The sequence below is a fragment of the Agarivorans sp. QJM3NY_25 genome, assembly GCF_050870875.2.
Lineage (GTDB): Bacteria > Pseudomonadota > Gammaproteobacteria > Enterobacterales > Celerinatantimonadaceae > Agarivorans.
Genome location: NZ_CP194041.2, coordinates 1,932,125 through 1,948,692, shown reverse-complemented (window position 1 = coordinate 1,948,692; position 16,568 = coordinate 1,932,125). Strand labels below are relative to the sequence as shown.

Sequence of the window (16,568 nt, the reverse complement as noted above, 5' to 3'; positions counted from 1 at the left end):
CAAGTTTTGACATTGAAAGCCGATAGCTATATTGAATACGAAAATTGATTAACTGTGGGGCGCCATTATGGCTTTAAACATTAATAACTTAGGTGGAAGCCGTCCAAGTCAGCTTGACTCTAACCGAGTCACCGACAAAGGGACGAAAGAAAGCACTGAACAACGTTCAACTGCTAGCTCTGCTGCAGCCCAGGATTCAGTTATGCTTACCAACGAAGCACAACAACTCAACCGTATTCAGCAGAATTTGCTTAACGATTCTGACAGCAGAAGTTCTAAGTTAGAATCAATCAAGCAAGCTGTGACCGATGGTACTTATCAAATTGATGCCAATAAGGTAGCCCAAAAAATGGGTGACTTTGAAAGTGAGTTTAATAAAGCTTTTGGATAATTAGCCAATGATCGTAGCCCTACTGAATACTCAAGAGCAGCAACTTAATTTGCTGCTTTCTCTTTTGGAACAAGAAAAGCACGCCTTAGCTGGTGATGATACAATTGCCTTATACGCAATCGCGTCTCAAAAAGAACAAGCTTTAACTGCAATCACTCAAGCTGATCATGATTTAGAATCGTCGGAACAAACTCAACAATTAATTGACGTTCCTGAGTTAGCCGAGCAAGTTGAGCGGATCCAACAATTACTCAAGCAGTGCCAAGAGTTAAACACTATTAATGGCGAAATTATTCAAGCAAGCAACGAAAAAGTTCGCCAACTGAGCGCGGTAATTGACCAGCTACAAAACCAAAATGCCACAACTTACGATAAATTAGGCAAAAAACATAGCTCACAGCGTATGGGAAAAGGCTTTAAAGCCTAGCTGTAATTACTCGAACGACCATGTAATTAGACCCCTTACTCCCATAAGCGCCCCTAAATTAAACCGCTAGCTTAGCTTCATTGACTTCAAATCCCACAAATATACTCCGCCAATAGTAAAATGTACCAGAGGTTTTACGGCAAACAAATATCATCTGCCATTCCCTCTAATCCATAAGACCTAATTGTTCTACGATATATTATCTCTTCACCATGAGATCTCCATTCGCTGAATAAAATAGGAGATATCATCAAGTGTTACCGCCGATGTAAAAATGACCCACTAACGCCGACTGAAAATCGATCCACCTGAGGCACAATGTTCGTACGTTTAAATGATGAAGCGGCGGACTATGATTAATTAGCTTCACTACTTCAGATGCACTGCGAGCTTTGTCAGCGATAAACCAAAGTGTTCCGACAGCATCGATATAGTCCTTTATCCATTAATAGTTATGCCCCTTGATAACCATCAATGGTAAGCCACCATTGGTAGCAACTTAAGCGCTAGATTTTAATGCCGTTAAAAATAGGAGTATGACCATGATTATTCATTATTGATTATTCAAATCAAAAGCTGTCAGACGAACAGAACAGAGGGCAAATATATCGAAAGTCACCGCAAAAAGTATCACCCAGTAAAATGTAACATTCGCTCTATGAAGAGAGCTTCACTGACTGAATTTCATATTTCAGGCTTAGTTAAAACACTTTTTATATTGGACAAAAATCAATCGAGAAAGATAGGCAGACTTTAAAAACAAAAAACCGCACTGCAAGGTGCGGTTTTCCATGAATGTAATAGACGAGAAACGCTACCCCCGCTCCCCCATTGGAGCCATCGGTTTACTCGCAGCTTGTTTACGCGCTTCGATGATCATCACACCATCGCGCTTCACTGGAGTTGGCACTTTACTTTGGTAAACTTCATTGGGGATCCATTCTTGCGCCGATGCAACCACCACTTTAGATTGAGCACCAACAATTCTCGCGTTCACTAAGATCCCATCGTTAGACTTACTAAAAGTGCCCACTAACAGGTATTCTATTGGTAAACGTTTAGCTAACTCTTTCACATTTCGGCTGTAAACAAAATCACCTTCAGGCGTAATACGAATAAAGCCAGTGGTTTTATAGTCAATCACAGAAAAGCCACTTTGCTGCATCTCATACACAAAACTTTCGGCAATTTGCATACCAAACAGGTCGGTGGTACGTAGGTTATCAAGAGGCACAAATGAGGCAACCCCGATTGGTGTGTCTGCGTTTACAAATTGAGAGCTAGAAACCAAACGCTGTGACATCATATTGACATAATCGGTCAATGTTTTTTTAGCATCAGGGTCACTCTTCATAGTCTCTGGCGGATTTGCTAAGCGGCTCGGTGCACTGCTTAAAAACAGTTGGCCATCTTCATCCACCAGTCCCTCTAGATAACGCGCATTTTTAGCCGGACTTACGTTATTCGAAGGATCCACCACCATCACTTTCTGCATCGAAGAGCTATTGGAGCACCCCAACAACATCGAGGTGGTCATGGCAACCAGTATAATACCTTTCATGTCACGTCCTTAATCGTCCATTACGCTTAAGATATCGGCATGAAAGCGAAATTCTTTACTAAAATTGTATGGTTTTTTGACTCTCTAGGTGCCGAGTTGGAGCCATTGACATAGTAACCCGATATACCTCCCTAAAATCAAGTTGTAATTCGGTCACATACACATCATCAACAGCATAGGCATTAATCACCTTCGCACCTCGAATTACCCCAGCCACCGAAGCCGCTAAACGTTCATTGCCTAACACCAAATCACTCACAGTAGCGGTACTATCAATGTGTTGCCCATAAACTTGCTCGGATAATTCACGGTAAGCATCCAGCTTAGAGGCTTTCATCGCCCGTAATTGCTTGGTTGATTTATCGGTTCCCCTTTGTTGGCTAATTGGCGCATAACCAACCGCATTCACTACTGTAAAATCGCCAGGAGGCTGATAAGTCCATTCAACCTGCTTGACCTGAGTCGTCGGAGTACAAGATAGCAATAACAATAGTGCTAAGCTAAAAGACCATATTTTAAAGTACAGTTTGTTCATGGCGTTGTAAGCTCCCATTCATGCTTGTGACTCGAGGAGAGCTTGCTCCTGCGCTATTTGGAATAAATTGATAAGCGGCCGACACCACCTGTTGACTGGCTAAATTAACTAGCCGCAAATTCACATGCCGGCCAGAGGTTGTTCGTTGAAAACTACCAACCACCACATAGCTTATTTGCATTTGTTCGCGTAAAAGTTCTGCATCGCGCGATAAAGAAAATTCACCGTAGCCGGGGTCCATCTGTAAACGTCCGGTGAGTCTTGCCTCAACCGTATGGATCCCCTCTCGGGATAAAGCGGCAAACATTGCCTCTGCAATTTGCCGCCCAAATCCATCACTGGATTGCAAGTTGTCCAAATCAACCACTGAACTAATCGCGACCGTATCTGTAGCACTCAACTCTAAATCATCGGTTAACTGCTTAGAAAGATTATCGACATGTGCGTACAATACTGCATCTTGTTGTTCCCTTGGTTCAACATAAGGATAATTAGTAATATGGTGTAAGCTGGTATTGCATCCTTGTAACGCAAGCACCGCCAGTAGTAAAGTCGTATAACGCATAGTAATCTCCTCCGACTAAACACTATTAAGCAATAACCATTCCAGTCAAAAAAATAACGCTTTTTTTAGGTACAGTTATTGCTAGTTAGTGACGAGGAGGGCCTTATGAAACTATTAATTTTAATGATCGCAATGCTAGTTAGCATTCCCAGTCAAGCAGTGTGGTACGAGGCAAAAGGTCACGCGACCATCATCAGCCAAGATGTTGAGCAGGCACGCAGCAATGCCACCCAAGAAGCGGTCAAACAGCTACTTCTGTATTCCGGCGCCTCGGTAACCAGTATTAGTCAGGTGACCGAAGGCAGACTCACCCTTGATCAATTGGAAGTTGTCTCGAAAGGCTCGTTGCATAACTTAAAAGTATTAGATGAAGGCCGTCGGGGACAGCAGTACTTTGTGGTTTTACAGGCCGATGTTTTCCCGGCCACAGGCCAATGTAAAGCCAGTGGCTTTAGTAAAAACCTGTTGTTACTCCCTCCTTACTTAAAACAACAGAATCAAGTACGAGTAGGACAAATTCACGAAATATCACCCGCCGTGGAGCAACGGACCTATGATATTGCCCGCCAGTTAGGGAGTCAGTTTAATATTAAGCACCCTCCCAAATTACCATTAAACTACCATCAACCGGGAGTGCATGACTTTATTGCGATTAAAGATATTGCTCATCGTTATGGTGCCCAATACCTTTTAGGGATCGAGCTGGAAAATATTTCGCTAGATCAAGACTACGCTCCCAAACACTTTAACTTTAGTTACCCCCAACGCTATTTCATTATTAATGTGCGAGTCTATAACGCCATCGACCTAGAAGAGATTTACAACAAACGTTTTTCGGTGAATGCCCCTTGGGAATTTGACGCGCGTGAAATTGTCTCACCTCACTCGGCTAAATTTTGGCGCTCAGCCTATGGGCAAACGGTGAATGATACCCTGCAAACGGTGATTTCGGAGGTGGATGCATTACTCGCCTGCCAGCCTTTACAGGGGAGTATCGTGAAGGTTCTCGGACCGGACCGCTGGCAAATTAACCTAGGTCATGCCAATCAACTAAATCCGGGGATGTTATTAAGTCTGATCCATCAAAATTATCATTGGGGACAATGGGACATTCCCAGACAAGAACAACATATTGCCGATAGCATGGTACGCATTGAGCAGATTTACCAACAAAGTGCCATTGTGGTCGCCGTCGATCCAACCATGACTGCTAACATCCAACTTGGCGATTTGGTGAGTAAACAATAAAAGTTAGCTCTGTTTGTCTTTGATGATTGCCATACCAATCGCTTAAGATCCATTGAACAGAGGCTAAGCCACGAACGATGAAAAAATGACTTAACTAAATATTCGACCCGCTCCGAAGGAGCCAAAGATCCCGGTCCTTTTTCCTTGAAAGAAAGCTTGAGCGTACTTGGCTTATAAAACCAAGTGACATACTTGTAGTTCATCTTATGCTAATGCTCTGGGAAACGTAAAATCCCTAGCTTTTAACTTGGCGACGAAGTAATCAAACAGTTAGCCGAAGCTTTTCATACGTTTAAAGCTGGGTATAATGAACGCCGCAACACCAAGTACTGTAATATAGGGTTTGCAGAACCATCCCGTCCCCTTAGTTCAGTTGGATAGAACAAGGACCTCCTAAGTCTTAGACGTGAGTTCGAATCTCGCAGGGGACGCCATTTCGTTTTACTTTCCTCAAGATCTTCGGCGCAAACTAAAATTTTGCCAGACTCGTAGATGTATAACAACTTAGAAAATCAAAAACCTCGAACGACGTCGAGGTTTATGTTGAAAAACACCAAGTAAATGATAACAACGGCTCATCGCTAACCCTGCGCCAAATAGAGCAGTCAACGAATGAACAGCTATGACACGATAGTTCCCGCGCCCGTCATCGCTTTACACACGTAAATAGTTTCTTTTAAACCAGTTTGAACCTGATAATATTGCTCGACCGCTTGGCATACACCATCGACCAAAGACGGTGGCATAAGAGCAACAACGCAACCACCAAAGCCACCACCAGTCATTCTTACTCCGCCTTGCGCGCCAATTTGTTGCTTCACAATATCCACCAGCGCGTCCACCTCAGGCACGGTAATTTCAAAATCATCACGCATCGAGGCATGTGATTGCTCCATTAACACACTCAGCTTAGCCATATCATTGGCTTTTAGGGCCTCGGCTGCGGCCAAAGTACGGGCATTTTCAGTAATGACGTGTCTAGCTCGTTTGGCTACTATCGGCTCAAGCGTCGCTGCTTTCTCGTTAAATAAGGTTTCGCTCACATCCCGTAAAGCGCTTACCCCCAAACCGCGTGCCGCTGCTTCACACTGCTCGCGGCGAGTATTGTATTCACTGTCAACCAGGCCGCGTTTTTTATTGGAGTTAATAATCACCACCGCCATTTCTTCGGGCATGGCAACTGCGGTAGTCTCTAAAGAGCGGCAATCAATTAATAATGCATGATTGGCCTGCCCCTCTGCCGAAATCAGCTGATCCATAATGCCGCAATTACAACCGACGAAGTTATTCTCCGCAGCCTGACCAATTAAAGCGATTTCTTGCTGAGTAATAGCTAAATCAAATAGAGTCTTAAAGGTTTGTCCAATAACCACTTCTAAAGCAGCCGATGAACTTAAACCCGCGCCTTGTGGGACATTGCCACTCACGGCAATATCGGCACCACCCAATTGATAGCCTTTATTTAATAGACAGCTAATCACGCCTCTAACATAGTTCACCCACATACAGTTTTGGTCAAACTGCAAGGCCTGAGTAATATCAAACTCATTAATTTGATTATTATAATCTACCGATATCACTCGTACCATGCTATCACTACGCGGTGCTGCCGCGACGACGGCTTGATAATCAATGGCACAGGGCAATACAAAACCATCGTTATAATCGGTATGCTCACCAATTAGATTCACTCGCCCTGGCGCTTGAATAAAATAACTCGCAGAGGCCCCGGTCATTTCCATAAAAGCCGCGGAGACTTTGTCAATCAATCGTTGAGTGCGATTAGTCATGGTTAACCCCTTGTGGTTGATCTTGTTGTTTATAATGCACGTCACTTAGATCTCGTAAACGAGCGGCGGCTTGTTCCGCAGTCAAATCTCGTTGGCTTTCCGCCAACATTTCATAACCCACCATAAACTTGCGAACACTGGCAGAACGCAGCAAAGGTGGATAGAACAAAGCATGCAACTGCCAATGTTCTGTTGAGGTATCCCCGTCTTTAAAGAAAGGGGCGTAGTGCCAGCCCATCGAATATGGGAAGGAACACTGAAACAAATTGTCATAACGGCTGGTCAATTTTTTAATGGCAAGAGCCAAATCATCACGCTGTTCGTTCGACAACTCACTCATCCGGCGAATATGAGTTTTGGGTAACAACATGGTTTCAAATGGCCAAGCCGCCCAGTAAGGTACCAACGCTAACCAATGTTCAGTCTCAACCACGGTGCGGATCCCTTTGGCTTGCTCCTGAGTCACATAATCCAAGAGTAAATTGCGACCATGCTGCTGATAGTAGGCTCGCAAATGTTGATCTTTGCGCTCAATTTCATTGGGTAAAAAACTGTTCGCCCAAATTTGCCCATGCGGATGTGGTTGAGAACAACCCATAGTTTCGCCTTTATTTTCGAAGGCTTGTACCCATAAATAGTCCTTACCCAGCGCTTCAATCTGCTCATTCCATGTATCGATAACGCTACGGATCGCGCTCACTGGCAACTCAGGTAAGGTTTTACTGTGATCTGGCGAGAAACAAATCACTCGACTTAAACCCCGTGCTTGCTGACTCACAAACAAAGGGTTGTCTGATTTTGGAACATCAGGAGAATCGGTCATCAAAGCAGCGAAATCGTTACTAAAAACATAAGTGCCTTGGTAGTCTGGATTTTTGTCCCCAGAGATACGCGTATTAGTAGGGCACAAGAAGCACCCCGCATCATAACTGGCCAGTGCTTCCTTTGAGGGCGTTTCATCTTGACCGCTCCATGGGCGCTTAGCCCGATGCGGCGAAACTAAAATCCACTGGCCACTTAAGGGGTTATACCGACGATGCGGATGTTCAGTTGGGTCAAATACCTGATCTAACATAATTGTTCTCTACTCCGTTAAAGGCGTCGTTCTAGACGCACTCTAAATAAATGTTTATTGCTCATAACCATTAGGATTCTTCGATTGCCAGTGCCATGTGTCAGCACTCATCTGCTCAATACTTCGACTAGCTTTCCAGCCCAATAACTGTGCCGCCTTATCGGTCGCGGCCCAACATTCACTAATATCACCGCCGCGACGAGGGCAAATTTGATAGGGAATTGGATGTCCACAGGCTTCCTCAAAGGCTTTCACCATTTCCAAGACCGAACTTCCCTTTCCTGTGCCCAAATTGAAGATATGCAAGCCGGCCGTTTGAGCTACCGCCTTTAAGGTCGCGATATGCCCATCGGCTAAGTCCATCACATGAATGTAATCACGCACCCCGGTACCATCGGCGGTAAGGTAATCATCACCAAATATAGACAAACTTTCCCGGCGTCCTACCGCCACTTGCGCAATAAATGGCATTAAATTATTAGGGATCCCCTGAGGGTCTTCCCCGATTAAACCACTCGGATGAGCACCAACTGGATTAAAGTAACGTAGCAAGGCAATACTCAAATCAGGCGCGGCTTGCTGAATATCTCGCAAGCATTCTTCCACCATGTATTTACTTCGACCATAGGGATTTGTTACCGCGCCGGTCGTAAAACTTTCATCAATAGGCATGGTTTCTGGTTCACCATAAACCGTCGCAGAAGAGCTAAAAATCAAGCTTTTAACGCCAGACTGGCGCATCACATCCGCTAAAACTAACGAGCCATAAACATTGTTATCATAGTATTCAAACGGTTTTAGCACCGACTCTCCCACCGCCTTTAGTCCCGCAAAATGGATCACGGACTCAATTTGGTGTTCACTGAAAATTTGGTCTAATAAGCGACGATCGCGTACATCACCTTCGTAAAACATCGGTTTATGACCACTAAGACGGGCAATCCGTAGGAGTACTTCTGGCTTACTATTCGCTAGGTTGTCCAAGATGATCGGCGTAAAGCCAGCCTCTATCATCTGCACGCAAGTATGACTGCCAATGTAGCCCATACCGCCAGTCACCAAGATCTTTTTCATCACATACTCCATTTACAATGCGCTGCAGCTGAAGGTAGATCGACTCAACTTGAGTAGAATACATAACTCAGCTTACCAATTGCGTTATTGAAACACGAAAGGGTAAACGTTTCCACTCCATTCATTCAAGAGTTGAGATCTCGGTCATCCTTTCCTAAAAGTTGGAGATAATAATTAAAGATGGCGAAACATTTTTGCTACAACAAAGGGCATGTAATGATGAAGTTGTTACAAAGGGGCATTAAAGCGAGAACTATAGAGCTAGCTCATCAGGCATATTTAACACAACTAACTCTCTGCCACGCCCAATCCCAAAACAAAACAAACAAGCCCAGCAATGTTAACGTTTACCTTAAGTGCCTCATCTGTTGAAGAATCGTGAAACAAACTCACTCAACATATGCAGAGCATAGACTCAAAACAGTGATGGCATGTATTCACTAGTCACAAGACTGGGAGCAGGCTCTGTTTCGAAAAATTCGATTGAACAACTCTGTAAATTTAGCCCGTGAATGGATGGCGCTCGGAATAAGCCTCATCGCTCAAGCCCCCAAACTCAACTAAAATAGCGAAGCTTTTATGCTGCTATTTCACTAAATGAACTATTATTCCAAAATAACTTTAGCTTACACTTGTTCGCCGAACTAAATCTCACTAAAATGCAGCCACATTTTGGCAGTTAGCCTTCATCGATTTACAGGTAAGAACACATGCAACACATCGTTACCTTGCTCAGCCAGCAAGCGCAATTACAAGCGCAACAAGTCGCGCTCAAGATCTGGCGGGACCAAGCTTGGCAATGTTTTTCATGGAAAGATTTTTCTCAGCAATGGACTCAAATTGCCAAAGGTTTAATTCACTTAGGTCACCAGCAGGGTGAACGGGTGGCGATTATGTCGCCCAACATGCCAGAATGGACCATTGCGGATGTCGGTATTTTGGCGGCTGGCGGCTGCGTGGTACCCATCTACCCCACCAATACCCTAGAACAAAGCCAGTACATCTTAGCTGATGCCAATTGTAAGATCTTGTTTGTAGGGCAAGCCGAACAAGTTGAATCTGGCGTGGCGTTACTTGCCGCTGGACACATCGAAACCGTAATTTGTTTTGAAGACAGCGAATATACGGAACAGCCCAACATTCTTAGCTGGCAACAGCTACTAAGCCTAGCCAACAGCGCCGATGAACAACAGTTTAAGGCTCGCCAAAAAAACCTTCGAACAGATGATTTGGCAACGCTGATCTACACCTCTGGCACAACTGGCGATCCCAAAGGCGTGATGCTCGATCATGCAAATTTTTCCGCAGCCTTTGCCATGCATCAACAGCGGATCAAAGTTACCAGTAAAGATACCTCATTAAGTTTTTTACCGCTTAGTCATGTTTTTGAACGCGCCTGGACCTATTACGTTCTATCTCAAGGTGCAACCAACGTCTATTTGGAAGACCCTTCACAGGTACAACAAGCCTTACCAAGAACCCAACCCACACTGATGTGCAGCGTACCGCGTTTATACGAAAAAATTCACGCAGCTATTTTGCAAAAAGTCGCGACGGCATCCAAACCACGCCAAATCCTATTCTATTGGGCGATGTCGGTGGCACAAAGCCGCCTGCAGGCCAAGCAAAACCAAACTAAGCAGTCGCCTTGGTTAAGGCTTCGCTACCAAATCGCCGACCAATTAGTATTAAGCAAAATTCGCGGCTTCTTTGGACCCGCGCGGATCCTCCCCTGCTCGGGTGCGCGTTTGGCCGATGACATCAATCGGTTCTTTCAAAGCATAGAAGTTCCCATTGTTTATGGATATGGTATGACCGAATCCACCGCAACCATCGCCTGTTACACAGAAGGACATCAAAAGCTGGGCTCGATTGGCCAAGCACTCAAAGGCTTACAAGTTAAAATTTCCCAGCAAGGAGAAATTTTACTCAAAGGCCCCACCGTCATGCGCGGCTACTTTAATAAACCAGAAGCCACCGCCGAAACGATTGTTGGGGGTTGGTTGCATACTGGCGATGCGGGAACCATCGATGCGCAAGGTAATCTGGTATTGACCGAGCGAATCAAAGAATTGATGAAGACCTCGGGTGGTAAGTATATCGCACCGCAACGGGTAGAAGGCGCGCTGATCCGTGAACCCTTATTTGAACAAGTGGCAATTATTGCCGATGCACGACATTTTGTCTCGGCGCTAATCGTACCCGCGTTTGAAGCCTTGGAGTTACACGCCAAACAGCTCGGGATAAAATGGCAACATCGTAGCGAGTTATTAGAACATGCTGAAATCAAAGCCCTCATATCCAGCAAACTCAAGCAGGTACAAACCAACCTCGCTCGCTTTGAGCAAGTGAAACAATTTACCCTGTTACCTCGAGAATTCTGTATGAAGCAAGGTGAATTAACCCCTACCCTAAAACTACGCCGTGCCGTGATCGAGAATCGCTTTGCCGAACAAATTAATGCCATGTATGCAGAGCGGGCTCCAGCATAAATATACAAGCGATAAAAAAGACGCGAATGGCGTCTTTTTTATCAGTCGATTCATTTGTGAAGAATGAGATAAACTAGGCTTCCCATTGCTGACGCATTTTTTCAATGGTATCTAGACTCACGCCATGAATATTCGAATAATTTGCGGTGCAGCAAATAATCTTGAGCCTTGCGCCGTATTGTTTAGCCAACGCGCGATAAGGCGCCATTTCCCATTGCCGAACAAAGGTATTAGCCACTACCACATCCTTAGCTAAAGCTAAATAAGCCGCGGTTTGCTGCTGACACCACTGGTGGGCCTGTGCAATTTCTTCGCCCCGATAATGATAGTTTCCCAGCGCATCGACAAAGTACATATCGGCTTCGAGATGCACCGCTGCTAAGCTAGCAGCAAGGCTTGATTTTCCGCTACCGGGTAAGCCGCGGATCAATGTTAAAGTCTGCATATCAGAGAAACCTCAGGCTAGCTCGACCAACCTAGATAAAAACCGCCATGGTTCGCTCCCTTCATCTTAAACCATGCGCCCAAATAAACGAATTAGGTTCGATAAAGCACTTTAACCACGTGCCAGCCAAACTTGGTTTTCACCAAATGAGGCACCAATAGCTCGCCACTAAAACACACCTTATCAAACTGAGGCACCATTTGGCCGCGACGAAACTCACCTAAATCACCGCCCTTTTTCCCCGAAGGACAAGATGAATATTTCTTCGCTAAGCTCTGAAACTTTGCCCCTTTTTTTAGTTGCTGAATAATGTCTTCTGCTTGTTGTTTGTGCTTTACCAAAATATGTAAAGCAGCTGCGGTACTTGCCATCTATTTTCCTATCCACCACTTAGAATAATGAACGTCAACAAAGCGATAGTAATCACGTTGTTGACAGCTGTGAGCGAATACCAAACTTAAAGCTCTCAGCAAGATAAATTGGCTCACAATACCGAGATTGCAAACCAATTTAAGGCAAACAAAAGTTTAAAAGCAGTATTGGCGCTAAGGCTTATCCCAAGTTCAGTTATTACGATAAACTATCGACAAAGTTTAGCAGCTTGGCGATCAATAGTCCCGCGCTCCCCCTTACAACTCAAATCTGCCCCCAAGACCAACAAGCATTGCGTAAACAATCAACAAAATAACTAAAGAGTCAAGATAATCAGCAGCATACTCTTTTAGCGGCCGTCATCTAATGCTAAGCTAAGCCGATATTTACAGCCTTAGGCAATGGAAATGCGTTTAAGCAAATTATTAATTTCAGCCCTGTTTTCAAGCACCATGTTAGGGTGTACTCAAGACTATAAAAGTGGTCAAGAACTAGTCGATATCGCCATCAACGGCCTCCCTGAAGCGCAACTCACTGAACAACAACGTCTCGATTTGGGCTTCGCTGCCCTCTATATTAAATACGGCGAGCATCCTCGAACCTATATCGCCCTTGCCAAAGCCAATCAAGATGAAAGAGTTTGGGCGGCCACCGACGGGATAACCCTGGTAACTCGCAACGGACAAATCATTCGCAGTGACGGCCTCCCTTTTGCAAATAGCGGGGTACGCTACCAAGGGCAAAATCCATTCACTTTAGGATTAATCTCGGCAAGCAAACAAGCCACGTACTCAGCCACCCGAGATTTTATTTCTGAAGGTTTATTTAGCGTACCAAGTCGTTCCACGTTCACAGCACATGAAACCAGCACACAAATGATCGCGGGTAGCGAGCGAAGAGTACAACGGATCAGCGAACAATTAGCGGTGCCCAGCCTCAACTTTCACACCACGAATCAGTACTGGGTCGAACAAAGCAATCACAAACAAGTGGTTTGGCGCAGCGAACAACAGCTTGGCCCCGACCAACCAATCATATTTTTAGAAACGCTAATGCCTTATTACGATGATATTTAATTCGTCATTGCAGAGCTAACAAGGAAGAATTTTATGCGCTTATTGCGTAACCAAAGACAGGAGAGCAGCTCTCCAAATCTGGCTATTTCATCTCAACCAAAGGACTTACCGCTGAGCCGTCGGGTTTATAACAAAGCCTTTCAAGCCGCCAGCCAATTGCTTTATGTAGGCCTAGCCCTTGCCAGCCTTCATATAGTAACAAGCCACGCCGAAACTTTAAGCCAAGCGCCAACAAATGAGCAAACAGCCACATCGATGGTGGTTAGCGTTCAACAAGGCCAAGCAACTCAAGACTATACTCTCCCCGTTGACTCACGTTTAAGCCAAGTAATGATGCAAGTTGAACTCAGCGACAATGATTATTGGTATGCCATGGCTTGGCTACGTCCGACCAACCAAGCCATTTACCAAGATAAAAAAACGCAATTGTTGGCATTAATTGAGCAACAAATGGAGCAAGATAAATATGCCGAGCAATGGCGTCTAGTCAAACAACAAGTTTCGGTACTAACGCCCACGAGTCGTTATACGGTACCTGTGCACCCCGATCGCGTGTTTGCGGCACCAGAGCAAAACTACTTGCTTAAGGCGCATGACCAATTGGTCATTCCAACTCGGCCAAGCACTGTCCGCATGACTGGATTTATTCCAACACAACAACTGGCACACCAGCCCAAACAAGATATCACCAAGTACCTAAGTGCTTACCAGCCCTTCGATCTTGCAGACAATAGCTATGTTTGGCTGATTAAACCCGATAGCAGTATTCAACAACTGCCAATCGCTTATTGGAACAAACAGCAAAGCCAGCCAATTGCGCCAGGTAGCATCATTTATGTGCCAGCCAAATCTCAGCTGTTTTCAAAGCAATACCAACAAATCAACCAGCTCTACCTTGAGCTTTTACAGAACCAATACATAGGAAGCGCTCAAGGTGAATAAATTCAACCGTCCCAAAATAAACGCAATAGCAAGCAACAATACTATCTCCTTGGTCAGCATCGCCATCAGTTGTGCGCTCTGCAGCAATATTAGCTTGGCAGCCCCCAGCCAATCAGACTATGGTGGCGCAGGCCTGATGCAAATGCCGTCGGCAAGAATGAGTCCGGAGGGCGAGTTTGCGTTTAATATTAATTACGTTGACCCTTACATTCGGGGCGCCGTAGCAGTCACGCCAGTGCCTTGGTTCGAAGGGGTGATTCGCTACACCTCGGTAGAAAACCGTTTATATAGCCCCTACCCTGGTTATAGTGGCGATCAAAGTTATAAAGATAAGGGCTTCGATGCCAAGTTTAGGCTTTGGCAAGAATCCTATTATTTACCTGAAGTCGCCGTTGGATTTAGAGATCTCGGCGGTACAGGAAAGTTCTCAAGTGAATACTTGGTAGCTAATAAGCGTTGGGGTAAAGTTGATTTCACGCTCGGTATGGGATGGGGTTACCTAGCCAATGGCAGCAGCCTCAGCAATCCCTTCTGTAAGCTTAAAGAAGGGGCTTGTAATCGACCAGCCTGGACTGCTAATGATGATGACAGAGGAGGAAAAATAAGTTTTAATCACTTTTTCCGCGGTGAGCAAGTGGGCCTATTTGCTGGCCTAGAGTATCAAACGCCAATTCAAGGTTTAAGCCTCAAGCTCGAATATGACTCGAATGACTATCAAAATGAAGCTTTAGGTAACCAGTTTAGCCAAAGTTTACCGATCAATGTTGGCGCGGTATATTCTTGGGGAGACTATGTGAAGTTTAACCTCGGCTATGAGCGCGGCGATACTCTGATGGCAGGTTTTACACTACGTACCAATTATCAAACTGTCCCCAATCAAATTAAACTTGATGCACCACCAGAGCCGATTAAGGCCCAAACAGTGCCAAATAACACAATCACCGATTATGATGAACTGGTCGAGGCGCTTGCAGATAATGCGGGCCTACTAGCAAAACAAGTGGTCGTCACAGAAAAGCAAGCCGATATTACTGGGGAGCAAATAAAATATCGTGACCGTAGCGAAGCGGATCAGCGGATCGCCCGAGTACTCAGTAATCGACTGCCAGAGTCTGTCACTGAATTTAACATCATAGAAAATGCTCAAAATTTACCGCTTTATCAAACCACCATCCAGCGGGACAAATTTTTACAAGTGGCCAACAACCAACTCGATCCGCTACAAACATCAAAGTATGCCGAAACACAAGCGCTTGAAGATACGCATCAAGCGAACGACAAACGCTCTATCACCGAGGTCAAACATAAACCTTGGAATGTATCCTTATACCCCGGTTTAACCCAAAGCCTCGGTAGCCCCGAAACTTTCTACTTTTATGCCTTATCGCTACATTTAGCCGGTGAGTACCAACTGACTGATAAGCTTAAAGCTGACGGAGTCACCTCATGGACGGTTGCCGATAACTACGACAAATTCAATTACAAAGTTGATCAAAGCACTGGCGCAATCCCCCGCTCTCGCACCTATATTCGCGAATACCTCACCGACAGTGATGTAGGTTTATCTAACTTACAACTCACTTGGTTCGATAGTTATGGTAAAAACCTTTATGCCCAATATTATGGCGGTTACCTTGAATTTATGTATGGTGGAATTGGCGGTGAATGGCTGTATCGGCCCTATAATAGCGCTTTTGCCTTTGGGGTGGATATGAACCGAGTGAAACAGCGTGATTTTAACCGCGGTTTCGGCTTCAGAGATTACGAAGTAACCACAGGCCATGCGGCACTCTATTGGCAGACTCCCTGGTACAACATCCATACCGAGCTATCTGCGGGTCAATACCTCTCTGGAGATCGCGGTTTTACCGTTAATTTATCAAGAGAATTCGACAATGGCACCATCGCAGGTATATTTTTCACCAAAACAGATGTAAGCGCGAAAGACTATGGTGAAGGCAGCTTTAACAAAGGCTTTTACATTAAAATTCCTTTCGACATGATGCTTACTCGCTCCAGCACCAAGTATGCCGCCTTTAGCTGGGTCCCCTTAACGCGTGACGGTGGTCAAAAACTAATACGCAAATACAGCTTGTACGACCTCACCAAAGCCAAAGGAAGAAACAGCGTTGGGACTCACTTTGAATAACTGTGTACAAAGCCCGCAGCTACAAATAAGTAAGCGTTAATCACCTACTAAAAAAACGGCGCTAATTAGCGCCGTTTTTTTAGTTAAAACCAGTGTAGTTTGGCCGACTTAATGACGACTAAACTGATCGCCAGATTTACTATGCCGCTATAGTTTTACTATTTGAATTATTAGGTATATAACACTGCGTATACAACATAGTTTTATCGCAAGACAGAGCAGTTCACAGATTAAATCAGCTGCCATAGTTAACACTTTAACTGGCGTATACACCGTCATTCCACAGCTATTTCAGGAATAATAATGTGATCTAGTGACCGTTTTCGAACCGTCATCCACAAGCCCTTGCGTTGCAGCCAGAGCTGTTAACTAAGATTGGCTAGGGATATTCAGGTCACTGGTTGACCAACGATTTATCACCGGAGT

General features: G+C 44.8%; 15 protein-coding genes and 1 tRNA gene. 8 read left to right on the top strand and 8 right to left on the bottom strand.

All coding sequences use genetic code 11. The features are described from left to right. Positions 1–67: 67 nt before the first annotated feature. Positions 68–391 (top strand): flagellar biosynthesis anti-sigma factor FlgM, encoded by a 324-nt coding sequence (flgM, locus tag ACRRSW_RS09015; RefSeq protein WP_432453539.1) that lies wholly within the window; start codon positions 68–70, stop codon positions 389–391. Positions 392–398: 7 nt separating this feature from the next. Then, positions 399–818 carry a flagellar export chaperone FlgN gene (gene flgN, locus ACRRSW_RS09010; RefSeq protein WP_432453540.1) on the top strand — a complete coding sequence of 140 codons (420 nt, stop codon included), beginning with the start codon at positions 399–401 and terminating at the stop codon, positions 816–818. Between the two features lie 814 nt (positions 819–1,632). Here the strand turns inward: flgN and ACRRSW_RS09005 are convergent. Genes ACRRSW_RS09005 through ACRRSW_RS08995 form a run of 3 tightly spaced genes read right to left on the bottom strand, consistent with a single transcriptional unit; the run spans position 1,633 to position 3,479 of the window. After that, positions 1,633–2,379 (bottom strand): FlgO family outer membrane protein, encoded by a 747-nt coding sequence (locus ACRRSW_RS09005; protein WP_432453541.1) that lies wholly within the window; start codon positions 2,377–2,379, stop codon positions 1,633–1,635. Positions 2,380–2,437: 58 nt separating this feature from the next. Beyond that, the gene (locus tag ACRRSW_RS09000; RefSeq protein ID WP_432459166.1) at positions 2,438–2,914 is read right to left on the bottom strand and encodes an LPP20 family lipoprotein; all 477 of its coding nucleotides are present in this window, start codon (positions 2,912–2,914) and stop codon (positions 2,438–2,440) included. Continuing rightward, positions 2,895–3,479: a FlgO family outer membrane protein gene (locus tag ACRRSW_RS08995; protein ID WP_432453543.1), complete on the bottom strand. Its 585-nt coding sequence runs from the start codon at positions 3,477–3,479 to the stop codon at positions 2,895–2,897. Before ACRRSW_RS08995 ends, ACRRSW_RS09000 begins: the two co-directional genes overlap by 20 nt. 105 nt (positions 3,480–3,584) lie before the next feature. Here ACRRSW_RS08995 and ACRRSW_RS08990 point away from each other — a divergent pair, with 105 nt between their 5' ends. Next, positions 3,585–4,727 (top strand): flagellar assembly protein T N-terminal domain-containing protein, encoded by a 1,143-nt coding sequence (locus ACRRSW_RS08990; protein WP_432453544.1) that lies wholly within the window; start codon positions 3,585–3,587, stop codon positions 4,725–4,727. Positions 4,728–5,085: 358 nt separating this feature from the next. After that, positions 5,086–5,161, top strand: a tRNA-Arg gene (locus tag ACRRSW_RS08985). Between the two features lie 186 nt (positions 5,162–5,347). Here the strand turns inward: ACRRSW_RS08985 and galK are convergent. From galK to galE, 3 genes are read right to left on the bottom strand one after another with little or no spacing between them, the layout of a single operon-like run. Continuing rightward, positions 5,348–6,517, bottom strand: a complete 1,170-nt coding sequence (gene galK / locus ACRRSW_RS08980) for a galactokinase (RefSeq protein ID WP_432459165.1) — start codon at positions 6,515–6,517, stop codon at positions 5,348–5,350. After that, the gene (locus ACRRSW_RS08975; RefSeq protein ID WP_432459164.1) at positions 6,510–7,592 is read right to left on the bottom strand and encodes a UDP-glucose--hexose-1-phosphate uridylyltransferase; all 1,083 of its coding nucleotides are present in this window, start codon (positions 7,590–7,592) and stop codon (positions 6,510–6,512) included. The genes galK and ACRRSW_RS08975 overlap by 8 nt, the downstream gene beginning before the upstream one ends. 54 nt (positions 7,593–7,646) lie before the next feature. Continuing rightward, positions 7,647–8,666 carry a UDP-glucose 4-epimerase GalE gene (gene galE / locus ACRRSW_RS08970; RefSeq protein WP_432459163.1) on the bottom strand — a complete coding sequence of 340 codons (1,020 nt, stop codon included), beginning with the start codon at positions 8,664–8,666 and terminating at the stop codon, positions 7,647–7,649. 710 nt (positions 8,667–9,376) lie between these two features. On the opposite strand from galE, the gene ACRRSW_RS08965 reads away from it, so the two are divergent. Then, positions 9,377–11,158: an AMP-dependent synthetase/ligase gene (locus tag ACRRSW_RS08965; RefSeq protein ID WP_432459162.1), complete on the top strand. Its 1,782-nt coding sequence runs from the start codon at positions 9,377–9,379 to the stop codon at positions 11,156–11,158. A 73-nt stretch (positions 11,159–11,231) separates the two neighbouring features. Here ACRRSW_RS08965 and ACRRSW_RS08960 read toward each other — a convergent pair whose 3' ends face one another. Next, positions 11,232–11,603 carry an ATP-binding protein gene (locus ACRRSW_RS08960; protein WP_432459161.1) on the bottom strand — a complete coding sequence of 124 codons (372 nt, stop codon included), beginning with the start codon at positions 11,601–11,603 and terminating at the stop codon, positions 11,232–11,234. A gap of 92 nt (positions 11,604–11,695) precedes the next feature. Next, a complete protein-coding gene (gene ppiC, locus ACRRSW_RS08955) occupies positions 11,696–11,974 on the bottom strand; it encodes a peptidylprolyl isomerase PpiC (RefSeq protein WP_432453550.1) in 279 nt (92 codons plus the stop codon). A 408-nt stretch (positions 11,975–12,382) separates the two neighbouring features. On the opposite strand from ppiC, the gene ACRRSW_RS08950 reads away from it, so the two are divergent. The 3 genes from ACRRSW_RS08950 to ACRRSW_RS08940 are packed head-to-tail and all read left to right on the top strand — an operon-like array spanning position 12,383 to position 16,142. Then, entirely contained in the window at positions 12,383–13,051 is a 669-nt protein-coding gene (locus ACRRSW_RS08950) for a YjbF family lipoprotein (RefSeq protein ID WP_432459160.1), read from the top strand. 33 nt (positions 13,052–13,084) lie between these two features. Beyond that, positions 13,085–13,993, top strand: a complete 909-nt coding sequence (locus ACRRSW_RS08945) for a capsule biosynthesis GfcC family protein (protein ID WP_432459159.1) — start codon at positions 13,085–13,087, stop codon at positions 13,991–13,993. Beyond that, positions 13,986–16,142: a YjbH domain-containing protein gene (locus ACRRSW_RS08940; RefSeq protein WP_432459158.1), complete on the top strand. Its 2,157-nt coding sequence runs from the start codon at positions 13,986–13,988 to the stop codon at positions 16,140–16,142. The genes ACRRSW_RS08945 and ACRRSW_RS08940 overlap by 8 nt, the downstream gene beginning before the upstream one ends. Positions 16,143–16,568 lie beyond the last annotated feature (426 nt).